Raw genomic sequence first — 22,094 nt, 5'->3', positions numbered from 1 at the left:
TGACAAATCAGTGAAATTAGATAAGAAAATCTTCTAATTTGGCACCTTTTTCAAGCTCTGCAACCAACCAACGTGGCTTCTTTCCACGCCCTGTCCAAGTCTCCGCAGTATTATTTTTATTACGATAACGAGGCTCTACAGATTTACGCGTGCTTTTCTTACGCTTTTGTGCACCATATTCAATGAATTGCTCTAAAGACATACCCACTGATTCAGCAATTTGAGTAATCTGATGATAAGCATCTTCAATTTCCTGATCTTTCTTAGACTCGATCAAAGCTTGGGCTTCAGCAGTTAACTTTCTTAACTCTTCAACAGATAAATTACTAATATCAGGCATAACATTTACTCCAAAAAATTCAATATCATTATTAGATTTATAAAGCGTCATCTTATTGTTATAAATTATTTTAATCAATCCATCATGTTATTTAATATACATAAATAAAACAAATAATTTAATACATTAATTAACCGAGTCTATTTCTATTATTTTTTCTCTAATATGCTCTGGAATCAAAACCTTTTGCATTGTATTTTTATCCACACAAACTATAACGGCCTCAGCAATTGCCACAATTTCATTCTGTTGCTCACTCCAAACTGTATATTCCATCCTGAAGGCAGAGTTACGCAATTCAACCACTTTAGTTCCAATGCGTAAATAATCAGGATAAAACACTGGTTTAAGATATTTACAATTATTTGAAGCCACAACAGTATTAATATCTAACGCTAAGATTTCTAATTGATTCAAATACTCTATTCGAGCAGTTTCAATATAGCGATAATAAATCACATTATTGACATGTCCAAAAGCATCCATATCACCCCAAGCGACTTTTTGATGGGTAATGACTTTGTACTCATTCATTTGTTTCATTCATCATTCTCATAACTTAAATTGAATAAATTTATTATGGGTCTCAAAGACACTGTTCAATTGCTGAGTTAATACAGCATCGCCTTTTAATACAGATTTAATTCTTAAATAGTTCATTAAAGGGTGATCAGGATATAATTGCAATAATGCCTCAGCATCCTGTTCACGATGAGTCGCAGTATAAATATGCCATTTAGAAAAACTCAAAATCGGTAATCCAGGATATTTCATTTCAAAATGATCAATCTGGTTTTCAAGCATTTCATAATCAGGATTTTGTTTTAACAATTGTTGTTGAAACCATAAATAAAAAATATCCTGATCGAACCGTTCTTCTAATAAAGACAAAGAAAGTTGAGTTTCATCAAAAGCCATCTCAGGAATGCGAGAAATAAGTTTTAACCATAACGATTTAATACCATATGAAGACGATACAATTTGATCACTCATTTGAGCATACCGAATTTGAATAAGCTCTAAATCTGTATTTGAAGCGTTGTCAAAATCATTGAGTAGCTTTAAAAGCCATTTCTTTTTATGTTCCAAATCTAAATGGCCATATTGCGTGGATTTTAAATAATGCCATGGATATTGAATCGCAAATCTACCCCATAGATGATTCAACTTATGCTGATAAGCATCTTCAAGATCTTTTAACCAAGGTGACAGCATATGACCATGTAAAAACTCTAAATGGGTTAAAGCCTGATCTGGAAGCTCTTGAGCTAAATAAATTTCAATACGCTGGAGTTCAGCCAATTCAAAAGCATCTGCAGGACTTTGTTGTAAAACACTCAACGCATCATCAATACGATCTTGCTTCAACCATATACGAGATTGAATAACCTCTCTGAGTAATCCTGAGTTCTCAAACACAGGTTGTAAATATTCTCGCTGTTTTGTGTTGGCCTCCAAAACCCACAAAACTCCTAATTTTTCATACGTATGAAGCCTTGAAAAGTCTGTCACCTGTTGAATTTTACGCTGCTCTCGTGATCTCATCTTTCCAACCCAAAACCATAAAAGATGAAGAGATAAAGCAATGAATAGAAGAAAAAATGAAACAAACCAGAGGTTCGTTTGAATCTGAATACCGTGCCAAAGCATGTAAATATAACCTGGCCCTTCTTGATAACTCAGCACACTTAACACGGCTAATATCATTAAACCAACTAATGCATAAACTATAAAAATATGTTTCATGATTAGCCCTCTAAAATTGCTTTACTGTTCAATTTAGGGACAGGTAAAAGTTGTGCTTGTTTGAGATGTTTCACTTTATTTTTTATTTTGATTGCCGCAGCATCAGGCAGTTGATCCAGTTCATCGATAATTGAGGTCAGTGCATTTTGATAATCAATGTATTGTCCTTGTTGTAGTGCTCTTTGAGCAAATAACACTCTCAATTGAACTTCTTTTAAAACTAATCTTCGATTAAGTAATACCGGCATCTGTTCATCAACGCGTTCAACTTTGAATACACGCTCAAACCATGAGGATTGCGAAGAGTTATCACTCTTGAGTTGCTGTACTTGTTGTTCATTTTTCAAATTTGCATCAATATTTTCAAGCAAGTCACCTAACTGAGCCATTTGAATATTTTTTGCCACAACATATTGTTGAATCATTTTTTGATCATGCTCAACAGCTCGATGCATTGAAACCTGCAATGTATCTGCCAAAGCCAAGCGCTCAACCAGTTGATCCAGTTGATTGAGTTGCTCAAGTGCATATACAAACTCATGTTGATCTAAGGCAAATTGAATTAGCTCTAATTTTTGACTTAAGAGTTTGATTGGATTGATTTCAGATTGAATTTCTTGTTGATTATTGTTTTGCTGAGGTGGATTGGATTGAGACGAAACCTGCTGATTTGAGCGCTGAATTGCTACCAACTGATCATTCAAACTTGCCACTAATTGCTCTGATTTATGTTGAGTTTGTTGTAGCAACTCAACTTTTTCTTGTAATGAAAAATGATCATAGCTGAGTTTAATCAACCAAATGATTAAGCCTAAAATGAATAGATATAAAATTTTCTTCATGAGTGCCTATGTTCACTTTCAAGCTGCGACAAAATCGTATCTGGCATTAAGTCCGCAATTTGAGTGATTTGAAATTTAGTATTTGAGGTCTGTTGATACATACACACGATCTGATATAACCGATTCGCTAAAACCAAGTAATGACCGTGTTGCATAAATACAGGATAATTTTTGCATAAACTCAGCCAATTTTTCCAACTGGCTTCACTACTAATCAATACAGCATAAGGTTGTGGATTTGCATTGAATGCTTCAAGTAGATGTTTAAATTTATCTTGAGCATCACTTGGGCAGTAGCGGGAGTATAAAACAAAATTAAGTACTTCAATTTTAGCAGTACGACACTGCTGCATCATGAACTGACGGCCACCTTCTCCCCGCCAAAACGCAATACGTTTGAGATCAGCATTTTGTGTTAAAACCGAAAGACTTAACATTCCTTCAGATGTTTCAACATCTGGAACTAAACTTTTAACACCATATCGACTTAGAGCTTCAGCTGTTTTCCGGCCAACTGCAATCCATTTGATATGATTTAAATCGGTCAATTTAAGTCCCGATTTTTCGAGAAACAGCATGCCAACTTCAACGGCTGTTGGACTGACGACCACAATCACTTGTGCTGAAATTAATTGCTGAAAGAGCTGATCAAGTTCATCACTCCAATGAACAGCAGCCAACTCTAGTACAGATAACTCGATAGGCTCATATCCTGCACGTACCAGTGCCTCATTGAGAGGCTTAGCACGATCTGCAGGTCGAGTATTGATAAACTTCATTTCATTGTTTTATTTATACAGTGCTTTTAATAAATCAGCAGCACCTTGGTCAATCAAAGCTTTTGCAAGTGAAACACCCAACGTTTCAGCTTGTTCAACTGGACCCTCTACTTTAGCAACCAATAATGTTTGACCATCCACACTGCCTACTCGCCCCTCTAATTGAATCTGTTGATCATTTAAAGTCGCATATCCCGCAATCGGTACCTGACATCCACCTTCTAGATAAGTATTAAATGCACGTTCTGCACGAACACACGCATCTGTTTCTGCATGTAATAAAGGTCGAATCAACTCTAATACGCGTGCATCGTCACCTCGACACTCAAGACCTAATGCACCTTGGCCAACTGCGGGTAAACTCGTCTGTGCATCCAGCGTGTGTCGAATACGCTCTGCTAAACCTAAACGTTTTAAGCCTGCACCTGCCAGAATGATGGCATCGTAAAGCCCATCATCAAGCTTAGATAGTCGTGTGCCTACATTTCCACGTAAATCTATAATCTCAAGATCTGGACGGGCTTTTAAAATTTGACATTTACGACGCAAACTTGAGGTTCCCACTTTGGCACCAAGGGGCAAATCTTCAAACTTGCTATAAGTATTCGAAACAAAAGCATCTAAAGGATCTTCTCGCTCGCAAATCACGGCAAGACTTAATCCTTCTGGGAGCGCCATCGGCACATCTTTCATGGAATGGACAGCCAGATCTGCACGACCATCAAGTAATGCTGCCTCAAGCTCTTTAACAAATAAACCTTTTCCACCAATCTTGGCTAAAGGGGTGTCTAAAATTTTATCGCCTTGGGTCACAAACGTCACCAACTCAACTTTTAGACCAGCATGTAGGGTCTCAAGTCGCTCACGAATATGCTCCGCCTGCCATAAAGCCAATGGACTTTGACGAGTTGCAATTTTTAAGGTTTTGATCATTTTAATGCTGCCAAACTTTAGACATCCTAAACTTACCCTGCTGTCCCAAAATTGCAAGTAAATTGTTCGGCAATCATTATAATTTTAGGCAACTAAATATTTTGCATTCTTTCTCTAAGCAAAGGTAAGTGACGGCGACTGACCGCCAATTTCTCTTCAAGTTCACGACAACGAACTTGATACTGGCCTGAAGCAACCAACTCCAATCCATCCAAATAATCCAATGCAATCAGCGCATTTCGATGAATTCGTATAAATTTATTTGAAAACTCACGTTCTAAATCTTTTAAGGTCTCATCAATCAAGACACTGCCGTTTTTGTGTCGTACTGTTACGTATTTCTGATCAGCCAGAAAATAGTAAACATTTTCGATAGGAATGAGTTCAAGACCACGATACGTTTTCGCAGCGATTTGCTGACGCTGATGTTTTTCTTCCATATTTTCTTTTTGTTCTATATTTGACATTTGAGCTTGAGTAAGTTTAGTTAAATTATTCAGTGTATTTTCTAATTCTGATTTGATAATCGGCTTTAATAAATAGCCTTTCGCTTGTGCCTGAATAGCAGTCAAAGCATGCTCATCATAGGCCGTGCAAAAAACAATAGCAGGCATTGGGTTTAGCTGTGAAAGATGCTGAGCGCATGTCAAACCATCCATTTCAGGCATTTGGATGTCAAGTAAAATTACATCAGGCTCATATTGTTGAACTAAGGTCAAAGCTTCTTTTCCATGGTGCGCAGTTGCAACAACTTGATGCCCCAATTGAGTAACCAAGCGAGATAAGCGCTCAACCGCGAGTGGCTCATCATCACAAATTAGGATGTCCATTGTTCCTCCTTGCTCAAGTTAACGTTGCTTATTTTAATGTATTAACTTGATTTTATTTATATTGGTACTGGACTACAGTCGTGTAAATTCCATTACCTGCATGACTCCTAAACTGTACCGTATACCCATAGTGTGCTTTCAAACGCTGTTTCACGTTTTCTATCGCAATACCATTCCCCTCCCTATTGGCCATTTTATCGGCTATATAAGGGTTAGTAATGACTATAGTGACCTGATTTTGTAATATTTCAACCAATATGACAATCTTTGCATCAATTAACTTTTTCTCCACCCCATGAAAGATACTATTCTCAATTAAAGGCTGTAAAGTTAAAAAAGGGATACTTGCTTGGCCCAACTGCTCTGGTTGCAAGATATTCCATTCCACATTTAATCTCGAACCCAACCTTAGCTTTTCAACCGCCAAATAATGTTCACACAATTGGATTTCTTCTTTTAATGTGACAATTTTAAGCTCTTGAAAGCTTGCTCTAAACAACCTTGAAAGATCGATGAGCATTTGCTCTGCTTTATCTGGATCACTCCCAATCAGACTCACCACACTATTTAAACTATTAAAAAGAAAGTGTGGATGTATTCTTGCTTGCATGGCTTGAATTCGAGCATTCAATTCACCTTGTTGCTGCTTTAACCACTCACCCCGAACATAGATATATCGTAAACAAAAAGTGATCAACAATACGCCATAGCTCATATGTAAAATCACATGATCAAATAAAAGTAACCATGAAAATTTTTGTAAAGAAAAGTTACTTCCCCAAAAAAACAGAAAATTCAAACTACAAGTAGTGAATAGGATAATGAGTTCTAATAGTACGAATGTATAAATTGCAGACTGCCAAGTTGTTAATTTTTGCCAAAACTCCCTAAACAAATCAATTACGGCGATAAAGACCAATACCACCCAATTGATGTAAAGCACATACTTGATCACCTGTGATGTCTGCAAATTTGACCAAGACTGTGACTCTGCTAGGCACAGCAACAACGCCAAAAAAATACTGGCAATAAACAGCTCTGCAAAATATTGCCACTGCCCAATACGTACAAAGAAATTCGCATCAATAAATTCTTGTTTATCTTTTGAAGAATTATCCATAGGCAAGACTTCGGCATCTTGATTTGAATTTGTTATACTGGATGCAAAATTACTGCTTTTTCTTTTACTGAGCCGACATGACCACATCTTCTAATTCCTCTAATCCGTCACAAGCCCAAACTTCAGGTATGTGGGGCGGTCGTTTTTCCGAAGCAACTGATGCCTTTGTCGCTGAATTTACAGCATCTGTTCAATTTGACCAACGCTTTTATAAACAAGATATTGCAGGTTCAATCGCACATGCAACGATGTTGGCAAAAGTCGGTGTACTCACTGAACAAGAGCGTGATGACATCATCGCAGGCTTAACCGCAATTAAAGCGGACATTGAAGCTGGCAACTTCGAATGGCGTATTGATTTAGAAGATGTTCACATGAACATTGAATCTCGATTAACACAACGCATTGGGATTACAGGTAAGAAATTACATACAGGTCGTAGCCGTAATGACCAAGTAGCAACGGATATTCGCTTGTATGTACGTGATGAAATTGATGCCATCTTAGCGTTATTACACAAACTGCAAAAAGGCATTCTAGGCTTGGCTGCTAAAAATACAAATACAATCATGCCTGGCTTTACACATCTTCAAACTGCACAACCTGTGACGTTTGGACATCATTTAATGGCATGGTTTGAAATGCTGGTACGTGACTCAGAACGTCTGATTGACTGCCGTAAACGCGTTAATCGCATGCCTTTAGGTTCTGCTGCGCTTGCAGGTACCACTTATCCAATCGATCGTGCTTATACAGCAGAACTTTTAGGGTTTGAAGCAGTTGCAGAAAACTCATTAGATGCTGTATCTGATCGTGATTTTGGTATTGAGTTTAATGCTGCGGCATCACTCATCATGATGCACTTATCTCGTATGTCTGAAGAATTAATTCTTTGGACATCTGCACAATTCAAGTTTGTGAATATTCCTGACCGCTTCTGCACAGGCTCTTCAATCATGCCTCAGAAGAAAAATCCTGATGTACCTGAACTTGTTCGTGGTAAAACAGGCCGTGTATATGGTGACTTAATGAGTCTACTTACCCTCATGAAAGGTCAACCTTTGGCATATAACAAAGACAACCAAGAAGATAAAGAACCATTATTTGATGCTATTGATACGGTTCGTGGCTCTTTAATGGCTTTCGCAGACATGATTCCTGCGCTTGTTCCAAATATTCCTGAAATGCGCGAAGCTGCGCTGCGTGGTTTCTCAACAGCAACGGACCTTGCTGATTACTTAGTGAAGAATGGTGTTGCATTCCGCGATGCACATGAAATCGTCGGTAAAGCAGTTGCGCTTGGCGTACAAGAAGGTAAGGATTTATCAGAACTTACGCTTGAACAACTTCAACAATTCTCTGATTTAATTCAAGCTGACGTCTTTGAAAAAGCATTAACTTTAGAAGCTTCTGTCAATGCACGTAACCACATCGGTGGAACAGCACCTGCTCAAGTTGAAGCAGCAATTGAGCGTGCTCATGCGCGTTTAGAAGCTCTTTACGCTTAATTTCTGATTATATTTTTGGAGTATTGATATGTCTCGCCAAGTATTTTGCCGTAAGTATCAAAAAGAAATGGAAGGTTTGGATTTTGCACCATTCCCTGGTCCTAAAGGTCAGGAACTATTTGATAGTGTTTCTAAGCAAGCATGGGGCGAATGGTTGAAGCATCAAACTACTTTAATCAATGAAAAACGTTTAAATGTCTTTGAAGCTGATGCAAAAAAATTTCTTGAAGAACAACGTGAAAAGTTCTTCAACAATGATGAAACTTTAGAAAAAGCTGAAGGCCTAAAGCCTGAGTAAAAAAGAAAGCACTGCTTTTCTTTTTTACGTAAGATAAGGACGAAGTCCGCGTAGGCTTTAATCTAAAAAGAATCCCCATCTTTGGGGATTCTTTTTTATGCGTTACTTTAAAAATTAGGCAAGAAAAACACAAAAGGTGTGCACAGGCTTTAATCCCAAAAGAATCTCCGTAATAGAGGTTCTTTTTTTATGGGGCATCAAATAAATATCAATGGAGTCAAAATTTAGCTGACGAAAGAAGTGCTTGTGGTGGATTTAAAATATGACCTAATTGGTAAACTCCATCCATATTTAACTGCATCTCCATTCGGTCAACACGAATTGGGCCAAATTTAATGTAAATCTGCCGATTTTGAAGATCAAACCGCTGCTCCAAAACCTGTCCATTGAATTGTAAAGAGTTCATAGATGTTAAGTCCATAAGCGCTTTAAAAGGTTGCTCTTCATCCTTTGTATAATGAATCCTTTTTCTATCACTCACGAAATTTTCTAAATGGTTTAAATCCTGAGATTTAAAAGATGTAATTTCACGAATTTGAGATTCCTCAATACCTAAAGCATTGACCAAACTTAACTGATCATCTGGCAGTAATTTAAAATGCCCATTGTTAGGATGTGCCGCCCAACTCAAACTCGAAAGACCCCAAGCACAGATTCCCCACAAAACTTGCTTAAATTGTCTCATTCCCCATCGCTCTCACTGAACGTAATAAAAGCCATCTTTAAAAACATTTCAGCCAAACACAACTACCATTTATCTTAAATATCATTTACTTAACAAGAATTGTTAGACTCACGTCACAGACAAATCTTTTTTATTGATATTTATCTTCCTATCTAAAAAAGACTGCATAAATGTAAAGCAGAAAATAGACACATAAGATGATTATGAGTTATCAATTTCATCAGAGTAGGCTAATCTCTGTATTAAAATTAACCACCATTTGAGCGCATCATGTTTATCATTCGTCCTTATATTGAGACTGACTTAGAAGACATCATTCAACTCTGGGAAAGATGTGATCTAACACGACCATGGAATAATCCGGAAATTGATATTTTTAGGAAGGCTGCACAAAAAGATGACTTATTCTTGGTGGCAGTGAAAGATCAGTTCATTATCGCAACATTAATGGGTGGTTACGACGGTCATCGCGGGTGGATCAATTACCTCGCGGTACATCCCAATCATCAACGGAATGGTGTTGCTACAGCGTTGATTCAACATTTGGAAAAAAGATTGATTGCACTTGGTTGTCCAGAAGTTCAGCTTTTAGTGCAAAAAGAATTTATTGATATTCAAAACTTTTATGAACAATTGGGATATGACGAAAAAGAAGTTGTATGCCTTGCTAAAAGACTCATTCACGACCATTAAGAAATTTTATAAAACAGGAGCATTTATCAATTTACCGATCCGTAAAAATATTGGGAATCGAATATTAAATTTATGACCGGTATCATTATTCAAAGTTAAGGCATATTGGCTCATCTGATTTAAGATTTGTGTCGCCTGATTATTGGCTTGCGTATTTTGTTTAAGATATTTCTTTAAAGCTGACCATGTATTTAAATAATCAATCAATTGATCAATCCGCCATTTACAATGCATGTGCTGCTCACAGGTCGGGATTTCTTCAAAAGGAAATGGAATCGTTTGATATTTCAGATCAATATAGTGACGCTCACTCTCCCAATATGGTTTCAATACTTGGTGATATAGCTTTTCAATACAGCTTTGAAGCTCCTCATTCTCCACTTCAATAAGCCCATATCCAATCACTGCAAAGACACCCTGAGGCTTCAGTGTTCGATAGACTTCTTGAAAAAATAACTCGAAGTCAAACCAATGAATGGCTTGGGCAACTGTAATCAGGTCAAAACATTGTGCTTTAAAATTGCTATGTTCAGCATTTTCAATTCGGTAAATTACATTATCTATTGCTGGGGCTTGCTGAAGTTGTGCTTCGCTCAAATCCATTGCAATGACTGGATTAAAATGCGGAGCCAATAAGCGGGTGAATTGTCCTGAACCTGCCCCGCAATCCCAAGCCATTTCATAGTTCTGAACATATTTGAAGATTTCGTCAATCACACTTTGTGGATAACTTGGACGAGCTTGTTGATAAAGCTCACTTTGATCAGAAAATAGGTCTTTGATTTTTTATTTTGGATTTGATCGAGGAATCAACCTTAGCACATCAAAGAAAATGGATGATGCATGACTTCAATCCATTTTGTATTTTTTTTATAAGCAAAAAAAATCCTCAACAATGTTGAGGATTTTTCGAATATGGTGGCGAGACCCAGGATCGAACTGGGGACACACGGATTTTCAATCCGTTGCTCTACCAACTGAGCTATCACGCCGATGGGGTGTATTAAGCCGTAACTGAGCTCAATAGTCAATAAAAATCATGCATTTTTTATTTGTTCGAGTAAATTTTACCCAAAAAAAAATCTCTAATGGGATCAGAGATTGAAAATACAAATTCTTAAAAGAATATGGTGGCGAGACCCAGGATCGAACTGGGGACACACGGATTTTCAATCCGTTGCTCTACCAACTGAGCTATCACGCCGATGTCGCGTATTAAACAGTTTCATCTCGATATAGTCAAGCAAGTTTTTGGGATATTTAAACAACTGGATGTTTTTAAAACAACATTTAGATTATTCGCTGTAAATACATACAAATCCAATAAAAAAAGCCAGTATTGACTGACTTTTAATATTTAAAATCGAACAATAGTTTTAAATTTTTTCCAAACTACTTAAACAACGATGTATTGCACCACATCCAGGCTCAAAATGATTAACGCCTTTCTCTTCTTCCATTCGACATGCTTCACTCACTAAGCGCTCTGCGACACCACGTCCACGGTTAGCCGGATGAACTACGATATTTTCAAGCATTCGACTTTCACCTTGTCCAGTTGACCAAATGGCCCCAATGATCTTTGTATTAAATTCTGCCGTGTAAAGTAAGGTATACTGAGTTAAGTTTTGCTCAAGTTGTTCAATGGCATCTTGTCCGTCACTAAATTCTGGACTGGTGTCATATAAGCGCTCAAGCTGTTCACGAACTTCAACATTATCAAGCGAAGTTATTGCATGTACGGTTATAGGCATTGATTAACCCTCCTGAGCAATCTAATATGCTGTCACTTTCGTGACATCGAAAATCTACATTCATCATTTTTAACGTTTTTGAGGAACGTGTCTATGACGCAACGTATCAGTGAAGTGGTAAGAAACACAAACGAAACCAAAATTCGTGTTCGCGTGAATCTTGATGGTACTGGTCAAGGCACCCTCAATACAGGTGTTCCATTTTTAGACCATATGATCGACCAAATCAAGCGTCATGGTTTATTTGATATCGATATTCATTGCGACGGCGATTTAGAAATTGATGATCACCATACAGTAGAAGACTGTGGTATTACCCTTGGTCAGGCATTTGCACAGGCTTTAGGTGACAAAAAAGGTTTACGTCGCTATGGTCACTTCTATGCACCACTTGATGAGTCCTTGAGTCGTGTCGTTGTTGACCTATCAGGCCGCCCTGGCTTATGGATGGACATTCCATTTACGCGCGCGCGCATTGGTACTTTTGATGTCGACCTATTCTCTGAGTTTTTCCAAGGCTTTGTGAATCACGCATTAATGACACTACACATCGACAATTTGAAAGGTAAAAATAGCCATCACCAAATTGAAAGTGTATTTAAAGCATTTGCACGCGCACTTCGTATAGCGTGTGAAGTAGATCCACGTGCAGAAAATACTGTAGCTTCAACCAAAGGTACTTTGTAATGACCCGTATTGCCCTTCTTGATTATGGCATGGGAAATCTTCACTCAGCAGCAAAAGCACTTGAGCATGTTGGTGCAACCGTTGATGTGACCAATGATCCTAAGCTGATTGCTCAAGCAGATAAAATTGTGTTCCCAGGCGTTGGTGCAATGCGTGATTGCATGCAAGGTATGCACGAGGCTGGCATTGACGAGGTTGTACGCAATGCCGTTTTCAACAAGCCTGTCCTTGCGATTTGTGTCGGCATGCAAGCTCTGCTGCAACACTCTGAAGAAAATGGTGGTGCAGATGCATTAGGCATTTTTGAAGGTGCTGTTAAACGCTTTCCAGATATTGAAGGTTTAAAAGTTCCCCATATGGGTTGGAATCAGGTACACCAAGCAGATCCAAGCCATCCAATGTGGAACAACATTGATCAAGATGCTCGTTTCTATTTCGTACATAGTTTCTATGTTGAACCGAAACAATCTGAGATCATTGCTGCGACATGTAACTACGGTTTGGAATTCTGTACCGCAATCCATAAAGATAATTTGTTTGCTACGCAGTTCCATCCAGAAAAAAGTCATACAGCTGGCTTACAGTTGTTGAAAAATTTTGTAGAGTGGAAAATTTAAAGCCGTAATAAAGCTCACTGTTTTCAGTGAGCTTTTTTTTCAGACTTTACTCTAAATATCTTTTACGACAAAGCCACCTTCAATTGGCTCAACAGTTACTTTAATTTCTGCTTTTAGATTCAGCGCAGCATAACGACTTTTAAGTTCTGAAATTAATTGTTCTGGCGTTGCATCTTTTAAAGCCAACTCATCCTTCAAAGGATATTGTTTAAAACTTTCTGATTTTTTACCATCTTTTGCATCTGAAACCCATCGTTCTGCAGCACTCAGTACTTTCGCTAATTCAACTAGATGTTGAGCATTGGCAGGAGTTGACTCTTGCACCCATTTCGACAGTGTTTCCTTAGAGACTCCCAATGCATTCACCACATCAGCCGGTTTAATGTTTTTCTCTTTGATCAATTTTCTAAGTTTTTTAGCACCTTCGCTAAATAAATCATCTTCTTGAACTGCCATCGCTTCTGTCCAAATCTTATTCACTGTCTGCAGTTTCAATTTAACATTAAGCCTATGCAGTTGAGTCTAATATTGCCAAACAAATCAGATGAAATTTAAATTATTTTCAATATTGATAATTCACAAATAAAAGTGTGATCTAATTTTTCTCATTACTCAGTTTGAATTAAAAAAGAAAAATAATTTGACCCAATGATTAATTGTTAACTTATGTAAAGACAATGAGCACCAATTTTAATCATTAAAAAAATACACAAAATTCACAAAATCAATCAACGAATCGAACAAGTTGGCATTTTAGGTATTTACACCATGCTACTCGATAATATTCATGCATTATAAGTGTACATTTATTCTATCAAGCACCAAATTAAACCACAATAAACAATTGATTTTGTTAACATTTTTAAACATTACCCTTGTGTTGTATTAAGTTGCTGTTTTTACGGCATATCTTCAAAATTATTCCACTTATATTGTCTTTTTTCGATTTGTCTGAAATTTTTTTCTTTGTTAATTATGAACTTGCTGAAACAACAAAGATCCAACACTAACCACATATATTTTGGAGCAATCTGCACATGTTTAAACTTTTTACTGGAAAAATCAGTGGCGTTCTAAGCCTTGCTTTACAGGGAATTACGAAAGCAGTTGGTTTTATTCTAGAAACCGTAACGACAGTTGTAGATACCGTTGTTGACACAGTAGGGACGCTGACCAAACCATTAACGGATAAGTTAACAGAATTGCCACTGATCGGAGATACAGTGGAATCGGTACTCAATCTTGAAAATAATTTACTAGGAAATTTAAGCGGAGGCTTACAATCTATCGCTGATGATTTTTCGAAGGGAGATCTATTAGGGGGCATTAATACTGCATTGAATGGCACTACTGCAACTGTAGGCCAAACCATCAAAGATGTTTCAAATGTTGTAGGTGAAGTCGCTGGTTTAGCCGATCCCGTGACCGACCTGCTAAGCCAAGTGCCAGGTTTAGGTGCTGTCGTAGATGTTGTCGGAGAAACTTCTTCAAATCTTTTGGGATTCGTGAGTGAAACGGGAGATTATGTCGCAAGTACCAAACCTCTTGATCTCGTGACTGGTCTCATTGATGATCCTTTAGGCAGTGTCACAGGAACATTAGGAGACGTCTCAGGAACATTGGATAATTTACTGGATGACTTAGCACCTGTAACAGATGCTCTGTCATCGATTCCTGTCGTGGGTGATCTTGTAGGATTCACGGGAGAGATCACAAATGCTTTAGGTGCAATCCCAACCAGTATCACACCAACTAGCTTTGATCTAATCTCTAACTTAGATACAACACCATACATTTAATTCAAAGTTCGTATTAAAAACCGTCAACATTGTTCTGACGGTTTTTTTTCATTGTTACTTCGCTCATTTGATGTTTCTTTGCTAAGATTGCTGCGAATAAACTCCAGAATACTGGCAAGGAGCGAAAGCATGCTGATTATCCCTGCAATTGACCTTAAAGATGGTAAATGTGTCCGTTTAAAACAAGGTCGTATGGAAGACGATACCGTTTTCTCTGATGATCCTGTGGCAACAGCACAACATTGGGTAGACGCTGGCGCTCGCCGTTTACATTTAGTTGATCTAAATGGTGCTTTCGCTGGTACACCTATTCACAAACCTGTTGTGGAAGCGATTGCAAAAGCACAACCTGAACTGCCAATTCAAATTGGTGGTGGCATCCGTTCTCTTGAAACCATCGAACACTACTTAGATGCAGGTGTATCATTCGTCATTATTGGTACAAAAGCAGTCAAAGAACCTGAGTTTGTTGAGGAAGCTTGTAGAAAATTCGCAGGTCACATCATTGTCGGTATTGATGCAATCAATGGCATGGTCGCAACTGACGGCTGGGCAAATGTAACTGACGTGAAAGCAACTGATTTAGCTAAACGCTTTGCAGATGCTGGAGTATCTAGTATCGTGTATACCGATATTGCACGTGATGGCATGATGCAAGGTGTGAATATCGAACAAACAGTTAATCTTGCGACTTATTCAGGTTTACCTGTGATCGCTTCAGGCGGTGTGACCAATCTTGACGACGTTCGCAACTTAAAAGGTCAGCCTGGTATTTTAGGTGCGATTACTGGTCGTGCAATTTATGAAGGCACTTTAAATCTTCGTGAAGCTCAATTATTACTTGATGAACAAGCGCTCTAATAGCGCATGTTTCTAAAGAGGTCTTAGGACCTCTTTTTTCTTACTTAAAAATATGTTGAATTTATCTCCTACCCTTAAAACCAAAACACCACAACTTGCCCTCATTGCAATTACGATGATTTGGGGTGCCAGTTTCATTACAGTCAAATATGGATTGAGCTTCAGCACACCAGTGCTTTTCGTTGCCTTTCGATTTGCAGCAGCTGCGCTGGCTGTTGGTCTCATCTCACTTCAATATTGTAAAAATTTTAGTGCCAAAGATATTTGGGCAGGATTTTGCATTGGAACAGTGATTGCAATTGGCTATGGAACGCAAACCATTGGCTTACAGACCATCACCAGTAGCGAGTCTGCCTTTTTGACAGCACTTTATGTGCCGTTGGTTCCCATCTTATTGTGGTTGCTCTTTAAAAAAAGGCCACATGTCATGACATGGATAGGGGCAGGACTCGCCTTTGTAGGTTTAGTTTTCTTAACAGGCAATGGGTTTGGTGCTATTCGGCTTGAATTTGGTCAGATCATTACCTTGATAGGATCAATTGCGATTGCACTTGAAATTATTCTCATTAGTTACTTTGCACCTCGAGTCAATTTACGCCGAGTGACGATATTACAACTCATTTTTGCATCGTTAATTTGTTTTCTAATGGCACCATTGGTGGGTGAAACACAACTCCCTGAGTTTAACTGGATCTTCGTTGCGATTATTGGAGGATTAGGACTTGCAAGTGCAATCATTCAGTTAGTCATGAACTGGGCTCAACGCGTGGTTGATCCTTCACAGGCTGCCATTATTTATTCTGGCGAACCTGTTTGGGCAGCTTTGATTGGGAGATTAGCAGGTGAGCGTTTAGCTATGCTCTCAATTTTAGGTGGCGTGTTGGTTGTGCTCGGTGTAATTACCAGTGAGTGGAGACCAAAATTTAAGAAGAAAGAATAAGCTTATTGGGGCTCTTTTAGCTTTAACATCATACATGGTTGAAAATACTGCAGTTCAGGCATAGGCGCATAAAAGGGATGCAAGAGTTCCTTCCATTTTAAATACGCCTCTGACTGCCTAAAACCTTCCGTATGATCTTCAAGTTTGTTCCAGTAAATCAGTAAAATATAAGCATGTTCATTATTCGTATTTTTAATCAGCTGAACCGCATTTAGCCCCTTCATTGGTGAAATAATGTCTTTAGCTAATTTAAAAGCATTTTCGAATGCCTCACTCTGGTTCATTTTGATATTTAAATGAACATGCTCAATAATCATGACACCACCTCATTCATGAGTTTTAATTATTGATACATTGGCTCGTTATCATTGACCTTAATAATTCCTTTGATCGCACGATAAACAATCCAAACCCATGACAAACCAATCACTGCGATACAGAATGTTGTTGCACCCAGTGCTACACCAGCAAAGGCATTAGGATTGTCACCCGTGAAGAATAAGAACAAAAACGGCAGGAACGCGATGATATTCCAAATTAAATACCACCAAAAAGTACGAATTTGCCAAGTAAAATGACTTTCAAAAATTGAGCCCTGTACCTTTGATCGTTTCCAATAGTTAATAATTAGCGCAATAACCGCCAAAATACCTGCTGAAAAAATAGCGATGATATACAGGATATAAAGTAAAATCGTTAAGCTGCGGTTTGGATCTTGATCAGCTGTATAATTCATAAAGTCACCTTTTTAATTTTTTTGAGGCTTTATAATTTCAAACCATTAAATGGTGAAATTATCCATAAAATAATCAGTATATTAAACGCTATAGTACAGAAATAAATTTTTCGAAATGGTTGTTTTTGTGTTTTATGACGCAAGCGTTGCTGAGCAAGCCAAGCACTCGGCCATCCTCCTAATATAGAAACCACATGTAATGTATTTTCTGGTACACGTTGACTCCCCTGTTGAGCCGCCGCTTTATCGTGTGCATATAAGCCATAGGTGATCAGGTTCATCAATAAAATGACCAACACCACCATCATACTCAATAGCCCCAATAGGACTAATGTAGCAAGCGTCAAGATATAAGCAATAATCGCTACTTGCATCGGTTGCATTTTTTGTTGAGTAACTGGTGAATGACGCGGCTTCGTTTTTACTTTTTTTGCCTGAGTCGCTTTTAAGTATGTTACTTGTTTCGCTTTAAATCGACCTTGACCATCCAATTGAACGATATACTCCAAAGCACAACCTGGAATCGGTCTTGGGCCTGGTTTGGCAAAATCTTTAATGTGAAGGAAAACGCGATCTTTGGATGAATCATTGGGTTGAATAAATCCATAGCCTTTTTCATCAAACCATTCAACTAGACGACCTTGATCACGCATATTTCCCCCAGATTTTTTAAATTTTTAAGCTGTGACAAATTTTAATCTTTCAACCAGCATATTGCGCATTTCTAAAGGATTTTTTTGCAAAATATCCTCGCTAACACGCCCCATTTCTTTGTTCTTTTGAGCCACTAGCAAACGCATCATCCAGAAACGTCCAGCTGCCATCGCTAAATAGAGCTCCAGACATGATTTTTCATCACTGGTCATTTCACGCACACTTTGATAAGCCTCCAAGAATGCTAAGGCCTTTTCCTCATTCAAATGAACATTTGGATATTCTGTACAGAAATCATTCATCGTAATGGCGATATCAAACAAAAGTTCATCTTTATTCAACTCATAAAAATCGAGTATCCCTTTTAAAGTAGCCCCTTCAAATAAAGTGTTATCTCTAAATAAGTCAGAATGGATAAAACCTCGTGGACGATTAGGGTACATTGCGGTAAGAGCGTCATATAAACCTAACAAACTATTTAATAATACTTGATCGGCTGGATTTAGCGTAGGTCGAAGCTGCTGAGCCACACTTAACCAATAATCATGATTACGATACTCTGCGCGCTCTAAGGGAAAGTTATCGAGAGCCACATGTATTTGAGCCTGTGCAATAGCAATGGACTGAACCTGTTCAAGTGATGAAGGCATAGGATGCTTGCCACGCATTCTAGGCGCAATTTGTGCAGGTTTATTTTTTAAGATCTGAATCGAATGTCCTGAATGTTTCAAAGGTACAGGCACAGGGAGACCTGCATGACCCAGATGCTCAAGTACAGGGACGAGTTCACCTGCGCCTTGCTCATCCATATCTTCAAAAATTGTTAAAACAAATTCGGTTTGATCTGCACAAACTAGAAAATAGTTCGTATTTTGAATACCTCCTTGAATCGGAATCAGGTCAATCACCTCTAATCCATAAGGCGTAGCAAAATCCTGAACTTCCTTTAAAGTCAAAGTGGTATAAACCGACATAAAAAAACCTGCGAAAAAACTTACATTATTTTGATAGAATACCTGCTCCGACTACCAAGGTGTAGCACCAAAGTCTGTAAGTTTCATAATCGGCTGTTATTTTTGGAAAAAATTATGCTTGCTAAACGTATTATTCCTTGCCTCGACGTAGATAACGGTCGAGTTGTAAAAGGTGTTCAATTCCTTGATATTCGTGATGCAGGCGACCCAGTTGAAGTAGCACGTCGTTATAACGAACAAGGTGCAGATGAGATTACTTTTCTCGATATCACTGCAACATCTAATGGGCGTGACACCACTTACCGTACGGTTGAGCGTATGGCTGAAACTGTATTTGTACCACTGACCGTAGGTGGCGGTGTTCGTAAAGTTGAAGATATTCGTTTATTGCTTAACGCTGGTGCAGACAAAGTCAGTATTAACTCAGCTGCTGTCTTTAATCCTGAATTCGTTCAAGAAGCCTCTCAACGTTTTGGTGCACAATGTATTGTAGTTGCGATTGATGCAAAAAAAACGGGTGAAAATAAGTGGGAGATTTTCACACATGGTGGTCGCAAACCAACGGGTATCGATGCGATTGAATGGTCTGTGAAAATGGCAGAATACGGCGCAGGCGAATTGCTCATTACGTCAATGGATGCAGATGGTACAAAAGCTGGTTATGACTTAGCATTGATGCGTCAGATTAATGATCGTGTAACGATTCCAACGATTGCTTCAGGTGGTGTGGGTAATCTTCAACATCTAGCAGACGGAATTTTACAAGGGGGTGCTGATGCAGTGCTTGCAGCCTCTATCTTCCACTTTGGTCAACACACTATCCCGGAAGCAAAACAATATTTAGCTGAACAAGGCATTGAAATGCGTCTTTAATCATGCCCCATAAAAAAGAGGCAAATGCCTCTTTTTTTTGCAAAAAAAAGAGCCCGAAGGCCCTAAAAACCAAGAAAAAACAGCGCTTGGTTCGTTATGCAAAGCGATAAACTGGAGAGTTCTACCATCAGATTTTCATTCTCCGATTTATTCATCTCATATCATAAATGACAGATCTGCACGAAATCTTGACAAAAGCTACATATTTTATTGACAAAACATGACAAATCAGACGTCAATTCAGCCAATTCCATATCTAATCTGACTTACTCCACTATAGCCAAAGCTTTTTTTGAAATATCGGAGCGCGCTGCTTTCTGCTCAACCCACTTTGCGGGGAAATATTGTTCAACGATATGATTGACTCGTTTTGAAATAAAAGACGGTAACTGCACCCCTAAAGGGTTATCTTCCTTCAAATCTGGCGTTGAAATGACACGTGTCCCTAAAATGTAATCAAACCAAGGCTTAGTGACACACCAATTTGCATCTTGATTGGCGTTCATATGGTGGTCATAGTGCCAAGGAATTTTCTTTTTTGCCCAATGAGGTTCGAGGTGAGCTCTGCGATGCGTGTAGTAGTAGTTACAAGCACTATAAAGCACGGATAAACTCATGCCTTTCGAGATTGGATAAAATGCTGTTCCAAATACAGCAGCAACAATCCCCAATGATACGATTTCATTTTTTGTTCGCCAATTTGAGATTCCCTCTACATAACCCTCATCATGGAAATCTTGTGTTCTAACTTCACGGTGATGTGCCCAATGAGATTCCATATTTTTAGGCACAGGACTAAACCTCGCTTTACCCGGACGGTGTACACCATGTAGAACATATTTATGCGCGACCCATTCAAATCCATTGGCAATGATTAAGCCTGCAACAAAACCTTTAATCATGTTCAAAATCCCTGTTTCTTTTCTTTCAATATATCTAACTCAAGCTCTCAACCATTGACGCAAGATAAAATTTTCATTGACAAATCACGACATATTTTTCAATGTCGTATGGTAGAAAAAGCGCTTGTATGGCACTGTAAAAACAGGCTTAATAACTCATCGTGATTTCAATTGATAAAACAAGAAAAGTATTAATCACATGCAGCAGATAAAGGATTATTCAGGCTCGGTTCATGGTGGACTTGGACATCTCTTACATAATTATTGTGAAGAGAACGGTCTCCCTATTTCTGCAAAATTGGCAAGTATTCAGCAAGCCGAACGCTTTGACTTTAGCATTTGGCGTGAAATATTAAATGAAATTTATGAAGTACACCCACAACCTGCGTTAGGGTTAGAAATTGCTCAATGGGTCAAACCACAACATTTAGGCATTATCGCGTATATCGCTTTATCATGCGATAACCTAGCAGAAGCACTCACCCGTTATCATGAATATCATCGTTTAATTTATGATGGTACACCTCTCGCCGTTGATCTGGAGCAAGGCGTATTTAGCGTACGTTGGGAAGATTTGCCGATGCATTTGTCGACACAAATCACGGATGAAATTGCGATGGCATTATTGGTTGAATTTCTAAAACGTTATGCGGGTATTGAGCATTTACATATTCAAGAAATTCACTTTCGCTTTCCAGCACCAAAAAATATTGCGATTTATGAGCGTTTTTTTCAGAGTAAAGTAAAATTCTCTCAGCCTCATGTCAAGCTTACTTTTCCAAGCCAGCTCCTACAAGCACCGATTAAACAAGCTGATCAAACTTTACAAAAACTCCTGATGCAGCAAGCTCAAGATTTGTTAAGTCGACTCCCCAATAACACACAAATCGATGAGCGGTTACAGCAAGCCATTCTGATTGGAATCCAAAGACACAATTATCAAATTCAAACTGTCGCAGAACAAGTGGGAATGTCAGTCAGACAACTTCAGCGCCATTTACAAAATCAAGGTGATACCTATCAGCAGCGCGTTCAAGAAGTCCGCAAACTTCTAGCGATTCAATATTTACAAGATCCTTATCTCAGCTTACATGAGATTTCGTTATTGCTCAGTTATTCAGAACAAAGTGCATTCCAACGCGCATTTCGTCAGTGGATGAAGATGACGCCCCAGCAGTGGCGTATTCAACATCATATTCGCAGTTCATGATTGTCAATCTAAGTCATCATTCTAAAGATGATTAATGAATCACAAGAATGGATTTTCTATTTCATTCTCAGCCGTCGTTTCTATTTTTTCTGCTAAATTTTTTTGATCTTCTAAATAGATGACCATTGCATCTAAATATTGTTTTAACGCTTTCGCAGCGGCTAAACCGGCTTGATCTTTGGTGATTTGTAAGTTGCCATAAATACTCACACGATCAAGATCATTTTCAAGCGTCAGATCATGTATCGAATGTGACTCAGTCCCATTTTCAAAAGGCTTAAACATGGCAAATCTCTTTATGTTTATAAATATC

28 protein-coding genes and 2 tRNA genes are annotated in these 22,094 nt (G+C 38.3%); 10 read left to right on the top strand and 20 right to left on the bottom strand.

Annotated features, from left to right (window positions below; all coding sequences use genetic code 11):
• Positions 1 to 16 precede the first annotated feature (16 nt).
• From FTV32_RS12220 to FTV32_RS12185, 8 genes are all read right to left on the bottom strand, one after another.
• Positions 17 to 340 carry an H-NS family nucleoid-associated regulatory protein gene (locus FTV32_RS12220; protein ID WP_035267603.1) on the bottom strand — a complete coding sequence of 108 codons (324 nt, stop codon included), beginning with the start codon at positions 338 to 340 and terminating at the stop codon, positions 17 to 19.
• 126 nt (positions 341 to 466) lie between these two features.
• On the bottom strand, positions 467 to 883 hold the full coding sequence (locus tag FTV32_RS12215) for a thioesterase family protein (protein WP_180028788.1): 417 nt from the start codon (positions 881 to 883) through the stop codon (positions 467 to 469).
• A 9-nt stretch (positions 884 to 892) separates the two neighbouring features.
• Entirely contained in the window at positions 893 to 2,086 is a 1,194-nt protein-coding gene (locus FTV32_RS12210) for a heme biosynthesis protein HemY (RefSeq protein ID WP_180028787.1), read from the bottom strand.
• 2 nt (positions 2,087 to 2,088) lie between these two features.
• Positions 2,089 to 2,928, bottom strand: a complete 840-nt coding sequence (locus FTV32_RS12205; protein ID WP_180028786.1) for a hypothetical protein — start codon at positions 2,926 to 2,928, stop codon at positions 2,089 to 2,091.
• On the bottom strand, positions 2,925 to 3,707 hold the full coding sequence (locus tag FTV32_RS12200) for a uroporphyrinogen-III synthase (RefSeq protein WP_180028785.1): 783 nt from the start codon (positions 3,705 to 3,707) through the stop codon (positions 2,925 to 2,927). Before FTV32_RS12200 ends, FTV32_RS12205 begins: the two co-directional genes overlap by 4 nt.
• A gap of 9 nt (positions 3,708 to 3,716) precedes the next feature.
• Entirely contained in the window at positions 3,717 to 4,637 is a 921-nt protein-coding gene (gene hemC / locus FTV32_RS12195) for a hydroxymethylbilane synthase (protein ID WP_373683354.1), read from the bottom strand.
• A 95-nt stretch (positions 4,638 to 4,732) separates the two neighbouring features.
• On the bottom strand, positions 4,733 to 5,470 hold the full coding sequence (locus tag FTV32_RS12190; RefSeq protein ID WP_092766460.1) for a LytTR family DNA-binding domain-containing protein: 738 nt from the start codon (positions 5,468 to 5,470) through the stop codon (positions 4,733 to 4,735).
• A gap of 52 nt (positions 5,471 to 5,522) precedes the next feature.
• Complete coding sequence (locus tag FTV32_RS12185) at positions 5,523 to 6,677, bottom strand: sensor histidine kinase (protein ID WP_180028783.1); 1,155 nt, start codon at positions 6,675 to 6,677, stop codon at positions 5,523 to 5,525.
• Here FTV32_RS12185 and argH point away from each other — a divergent pair.
• Both argH and FTV32_RS12175 read left to right on the top strand, forming a co-directional pair.
• Positions 6,668 to 8,098 carry an argininosuccinate lyase gene (gene argH / locus FTV32_RS12180; protein ID WP_180028782.1) on the top strand — a complete coding sequence of 477 codons (1,431 nt, stop codon included), beginning with the start codon at positions 6,668 to 6,670 and terminating at the stop codon, positions 8,096 to 8,098. The two genes, FTV32_RS12185 and argH, sit on opposite strands and share 10 nt — an antisense overlap.
• 28 nt (positions 8,099 to 8,126) lie before the next feature.
• Positions 8,127 to 8,396 (top strand): oxidative damage protection protein, encoded by a 270-nt coding sequence (locus FTV32_RS12175; RefSeq protein WP_035267550.1) that lies wholly within the window; start codon positions 8,127 to 8,129, stop codon positions 8,394 to 8,396.
• Between the two features lie 217 nt (positions 8,397 to 8,613).
• Here the strand turns inward: FTV32_RS12175 and FTV32_RS12170 are convergent, their stop codons facing one another.
• Entirely contained in the window at positions 8,614 to 9,081 is a 468-nt protein-coding gene (locus FTV32_RS12170) for a hypothetical protein (RefSeq protein ID WP_180028781.1), read from the bottom strand.
• Positions 9,082 to 9,351: 270 nt separating this feature from the next.
• Between FTV32_RS12170 and FTV32_RS12165 the strand changes: the two genes are divergently transcribed.
• Positions 9,352 to 9,774, top strand: a complete 423-nt coding sequence (locus tag FTV32_RS12165) for a GNAT family acetyltransferase (protein WP_179999046.1) — start codon at positions 9,352 to 9,354, stop codon at positions 9,772 to 9,774.
• A 6-nt stretch (positions 9,775 to 9,780) separates the two neighbouring features.
• On the opposite strand, the gene FTV32_RS12160 is transcribed toward FTV32_RS12165, so the two are convergent.
• From FTV32_RS12160 to FTV32_RS12145, 4 genes are all read right to left on the bottom strand, one after another.
• Positions 9,781 to 10,557: a class I SAM-dependent methyltransferase gene (locus FTV32_RS12160; RefSeq protein ID WP_180028796.1), complete on the bottom strand. Its 777-nt coding sequence runs from the start codon at positions 10,555 to 10,557 to the stop codon at positions 9,781 to 9,783.
• Between the two features lie 133 nt (positions 10,558 to 10,690).
• Positions 10,691 to 10,766: transfer RNA gene (locus FTV32_RS12155), tRNA-Phe, on the bottom strand.
• 136 nt (positions 10,767 to 10,902) lie between these two features.
• Positions 10,903 to 10,978, bottom strand: a tRNA-Phe gene (locus tag FTV32_RS12150).
• 172 nt (positions 10,979 to 11,150) lie between these two features.
• Positions 11,151 to 11,528 carry a GNAT family N-acetyltransferase gene (locus FTV32_RS12145; protein WP_180028780.1) on the bottom strand — a complete coding sequence of 126 codons (378 nt, stop codon included), beginning with the start codon at positions 11,526 to 11,528 and terminating at the stop codon, positions 11,151 to 11,153.
• A gap of 93 nt (positions 11,529 to 11,621) precedes the next feature.
• Between FTV32_RS12145 and hisB the strand changes: the two genes are divergently transcribed.
• Together hisB and hisH are read left to right on the top strand one after the other, a co-directional pair.
• Positions 11,622 to 12,215, top strand: a complete 594-nt coding sequence (hisB, locus tag FTV32_RS12140; RefSeq protein WP_180028779.1) for an imidazoleglycerol-phosphate dehydratase HisB — start codon at positions 11,622 to 11,624, stop codon at positions 12,213 to 12,215.
• Positions 12,215 to 12,832, top strand: coding sequence for an imidazole glycerol phosphate synthase subunit HisH (gene hisH, locus FTV32_RS12135; RefSeq protein ID WP_180028778.1), 618 nt, complete (start codon positions 12,215 to 12,217; stop codon positions 12,830 to 12,832). Before hisB ends, hisH begins: the two co-directional genes overlap by 1 nt.
• Positions 12,833 to 12,883: 51 nt before the next feature.
• Here hisH and FTV32_RS12130 read toward each other — a convergent pair whose 3' ends face one another.
• A complete protein-coding gene (locus tag FTV32_RS12130) occupies positions 12,884 to 13,312 on the bottom strand; it encodes a helix-turn-helix domain-containing protein (RefSeq protein ID WP_373683351.1) in 429 nt (142 codons plus the stop codon).
• Between the two features lie 557 nt (positions 13,313 to 13,869).
• Here FTV32_RS12130 and FTV32_RS12125 point away from each other — a divergent pair.
• The 3 genes from FTV32_RS12125 to FTV32_RS12115 all read left to right on the top strand — a co-directional run bounded on the left by FTV32_RS12125 (position 13,870) and on the right by FTV32_RS12115 (position 16,432).
• Complete coding sequence (locus FTV32_RS12125) at positions 13,870 to 14,631, top strand: hypothetical protein (RefSeq protein ID WP_180028777.1); 762 nt, start codon at positions 13,870 to 13,872, stop codon at positions 14,629 to 14,631.
• A gap of 129 nt (positions 14,632 to 14,760) precedes the next feature.
• Positions 14,761 to 15,492, top strand: coding sequence for a 1-(5-phosphoribosyl)-5-[(5-phosphoribosylamino)methylideneamino]imidazole-4-carboxamide isomerase (gene hisA, locus FTV32_RS12120; protein ID WP_035267561.1), 732 nt, complete (start codon positions 14,761 to 14,763; stop codon positions 15,490 to 15,492).
• Between the two features lie 52 nt (positions 15,493 to 15,544).
• A complete protein-coding gene (locus FTV32_RS12115; protein ID WP_180028776.1) occupies positions 15,545 to 16,432 on the top strand; it encodes a DMT family transporter in 888 nt (295 codons plus the stop codon).
• Between the two features lie 2 nt (positions 16,433 to 16,434).
• Here FTV32_RS12115 and FTV32_RS12110 read toward each other — a convergent pair whose 3' ends face one another.
• Genes FTV32_RS12110 through FTV32_RS12095 form a run of 4 tightly spaced genes read right to left on the bottom strand, consistent with a single transcriptional unit; the run spans position 16,435 to position 18,796 of the window.
• Positions 16,435 to 16,749 carry an antibiotic biosynthesis monooxygenase gene (locus FTV32_RS12110; RefSeq protein ID WP_180028775.1) on the bottom strand — a complete coding sequence of 105 codons (315 nt, stop codon included), beginning with the start codon at positions 16,747 to 16,749 and terminating at the stop codon, positions 16,435 to 16,437.
• Between the two features lie 26 nt (positions 16,750 to 16,775).
• Complete coding sequence (locus FTV32_RS12105) at positions 16,776 to 17,168, bottom strand: membrane protein (RefSeq protein WP_035267567.1); 393 nt, start codon at positions 17,166 to 17,168, stop codon at positions 16,776 to 16,778.
• Between the two features lie 29 nt (positions 17,169 to 17,197).
• On the bottom strand, positions 17,198 to 17,821 hold the full coding sequence (locus FTV32_RS12100; protein WP_179999061.1) for a DUF1294 domain-containing protein: 624 nt from the start codon (positions 17,819 to 17,821) through the stop codon (positions 17,198 to 17,200).
• Positions 17,822 to 17,845: 24 nt separating this feature from the next.
• Complete coding sequence (locus tag FTV32_RS12095) at positions 17,846 to 18,796, bottom strand: homoserine kinase (RefSeq protein WP_180028774.1); 951 nt, start codon at positions 18,794 to 18,796, stop codon at positions 17,846 to 17,848.
• Positions 18,797 to 18,907: 111 nt separating this feature from the next.
• Between FTV32_RS12095 and hisF the strand changes: the two genes are divergently transcribed.
• Positions 18,908 to 19,669: an imidazole glycerol phosphate synthase subunit HisF gene (hisF, locus tag FTV32_RS12090; protein ID WP_322840173.1), complete on the top strand. Its 762-nt coding sequence runs from the start codon at positions 18,908 to 18,910 to the stop codon at positions 19,667 to 19,669.
• Between the two features lie 266 nt (positions 19,670 to 19,935).
• On the opposite strand, the gene FTV32_RS12085 is transcribed toward hisF, so the two are convergent.
• A complete protein-coding gene (locus FTV32_RS12085; protein ID WP_180028773.1) occupies positions 19,936 to 20,571 on the bottom strand; it encodes a hypothetical protein in 636 nt (211 codons plus the stop codon).
• Positions 20,572 to 20,770: 199 nt separating this feature from the next.
• Here FTV32_RS12085 and FTV32_RS12080 point away from each other — a divergent pair, with 199 nt between their 5' ends.
• Entirely contained in the window at positions 20,771 to 21,781 is a 1,011-nt protein-coding gene (locus tag FTV32_RS12080; RefSeq protein ID WP_180028772.1) for an AraC family transcriptional regulator, read from the top strand.
• 39 nt (positions 21,782 to 21,820) lie between these two features.
• On the opposite strand, the gene FTV32_RS12075 is transcribed toward FTV32_RS12080, so the two are convergent.
• Positions 21,821 to 22,066: a hypothetical protein gene (locus tag FTV32_RS12075; protein ID WP_179999072.1), complete on the bottom strand. Its 246-nt coding sequence runs from the start codon at positions 22,064 to 22,066 to the stop codon at positions 21,821 to 21,823.
• Positions 22,067 to 22,094: the final 28 nt, after the last annotated feature.

This window comes from Acinetobacter sp. YH16032 (assembly GCF_013417345.1).
In the GTDB taxonomy this organism is placed as follows: Bacteria; Pseudomonadota; Gammaproteobacteria; order Pseudomonadales; family Moraxellaceae; genus Acinetobacter.
Note: the sequence above shows the minus strand (reverse complement) of the source record. Positions and strands in the feature narration are given on the sequence as shown.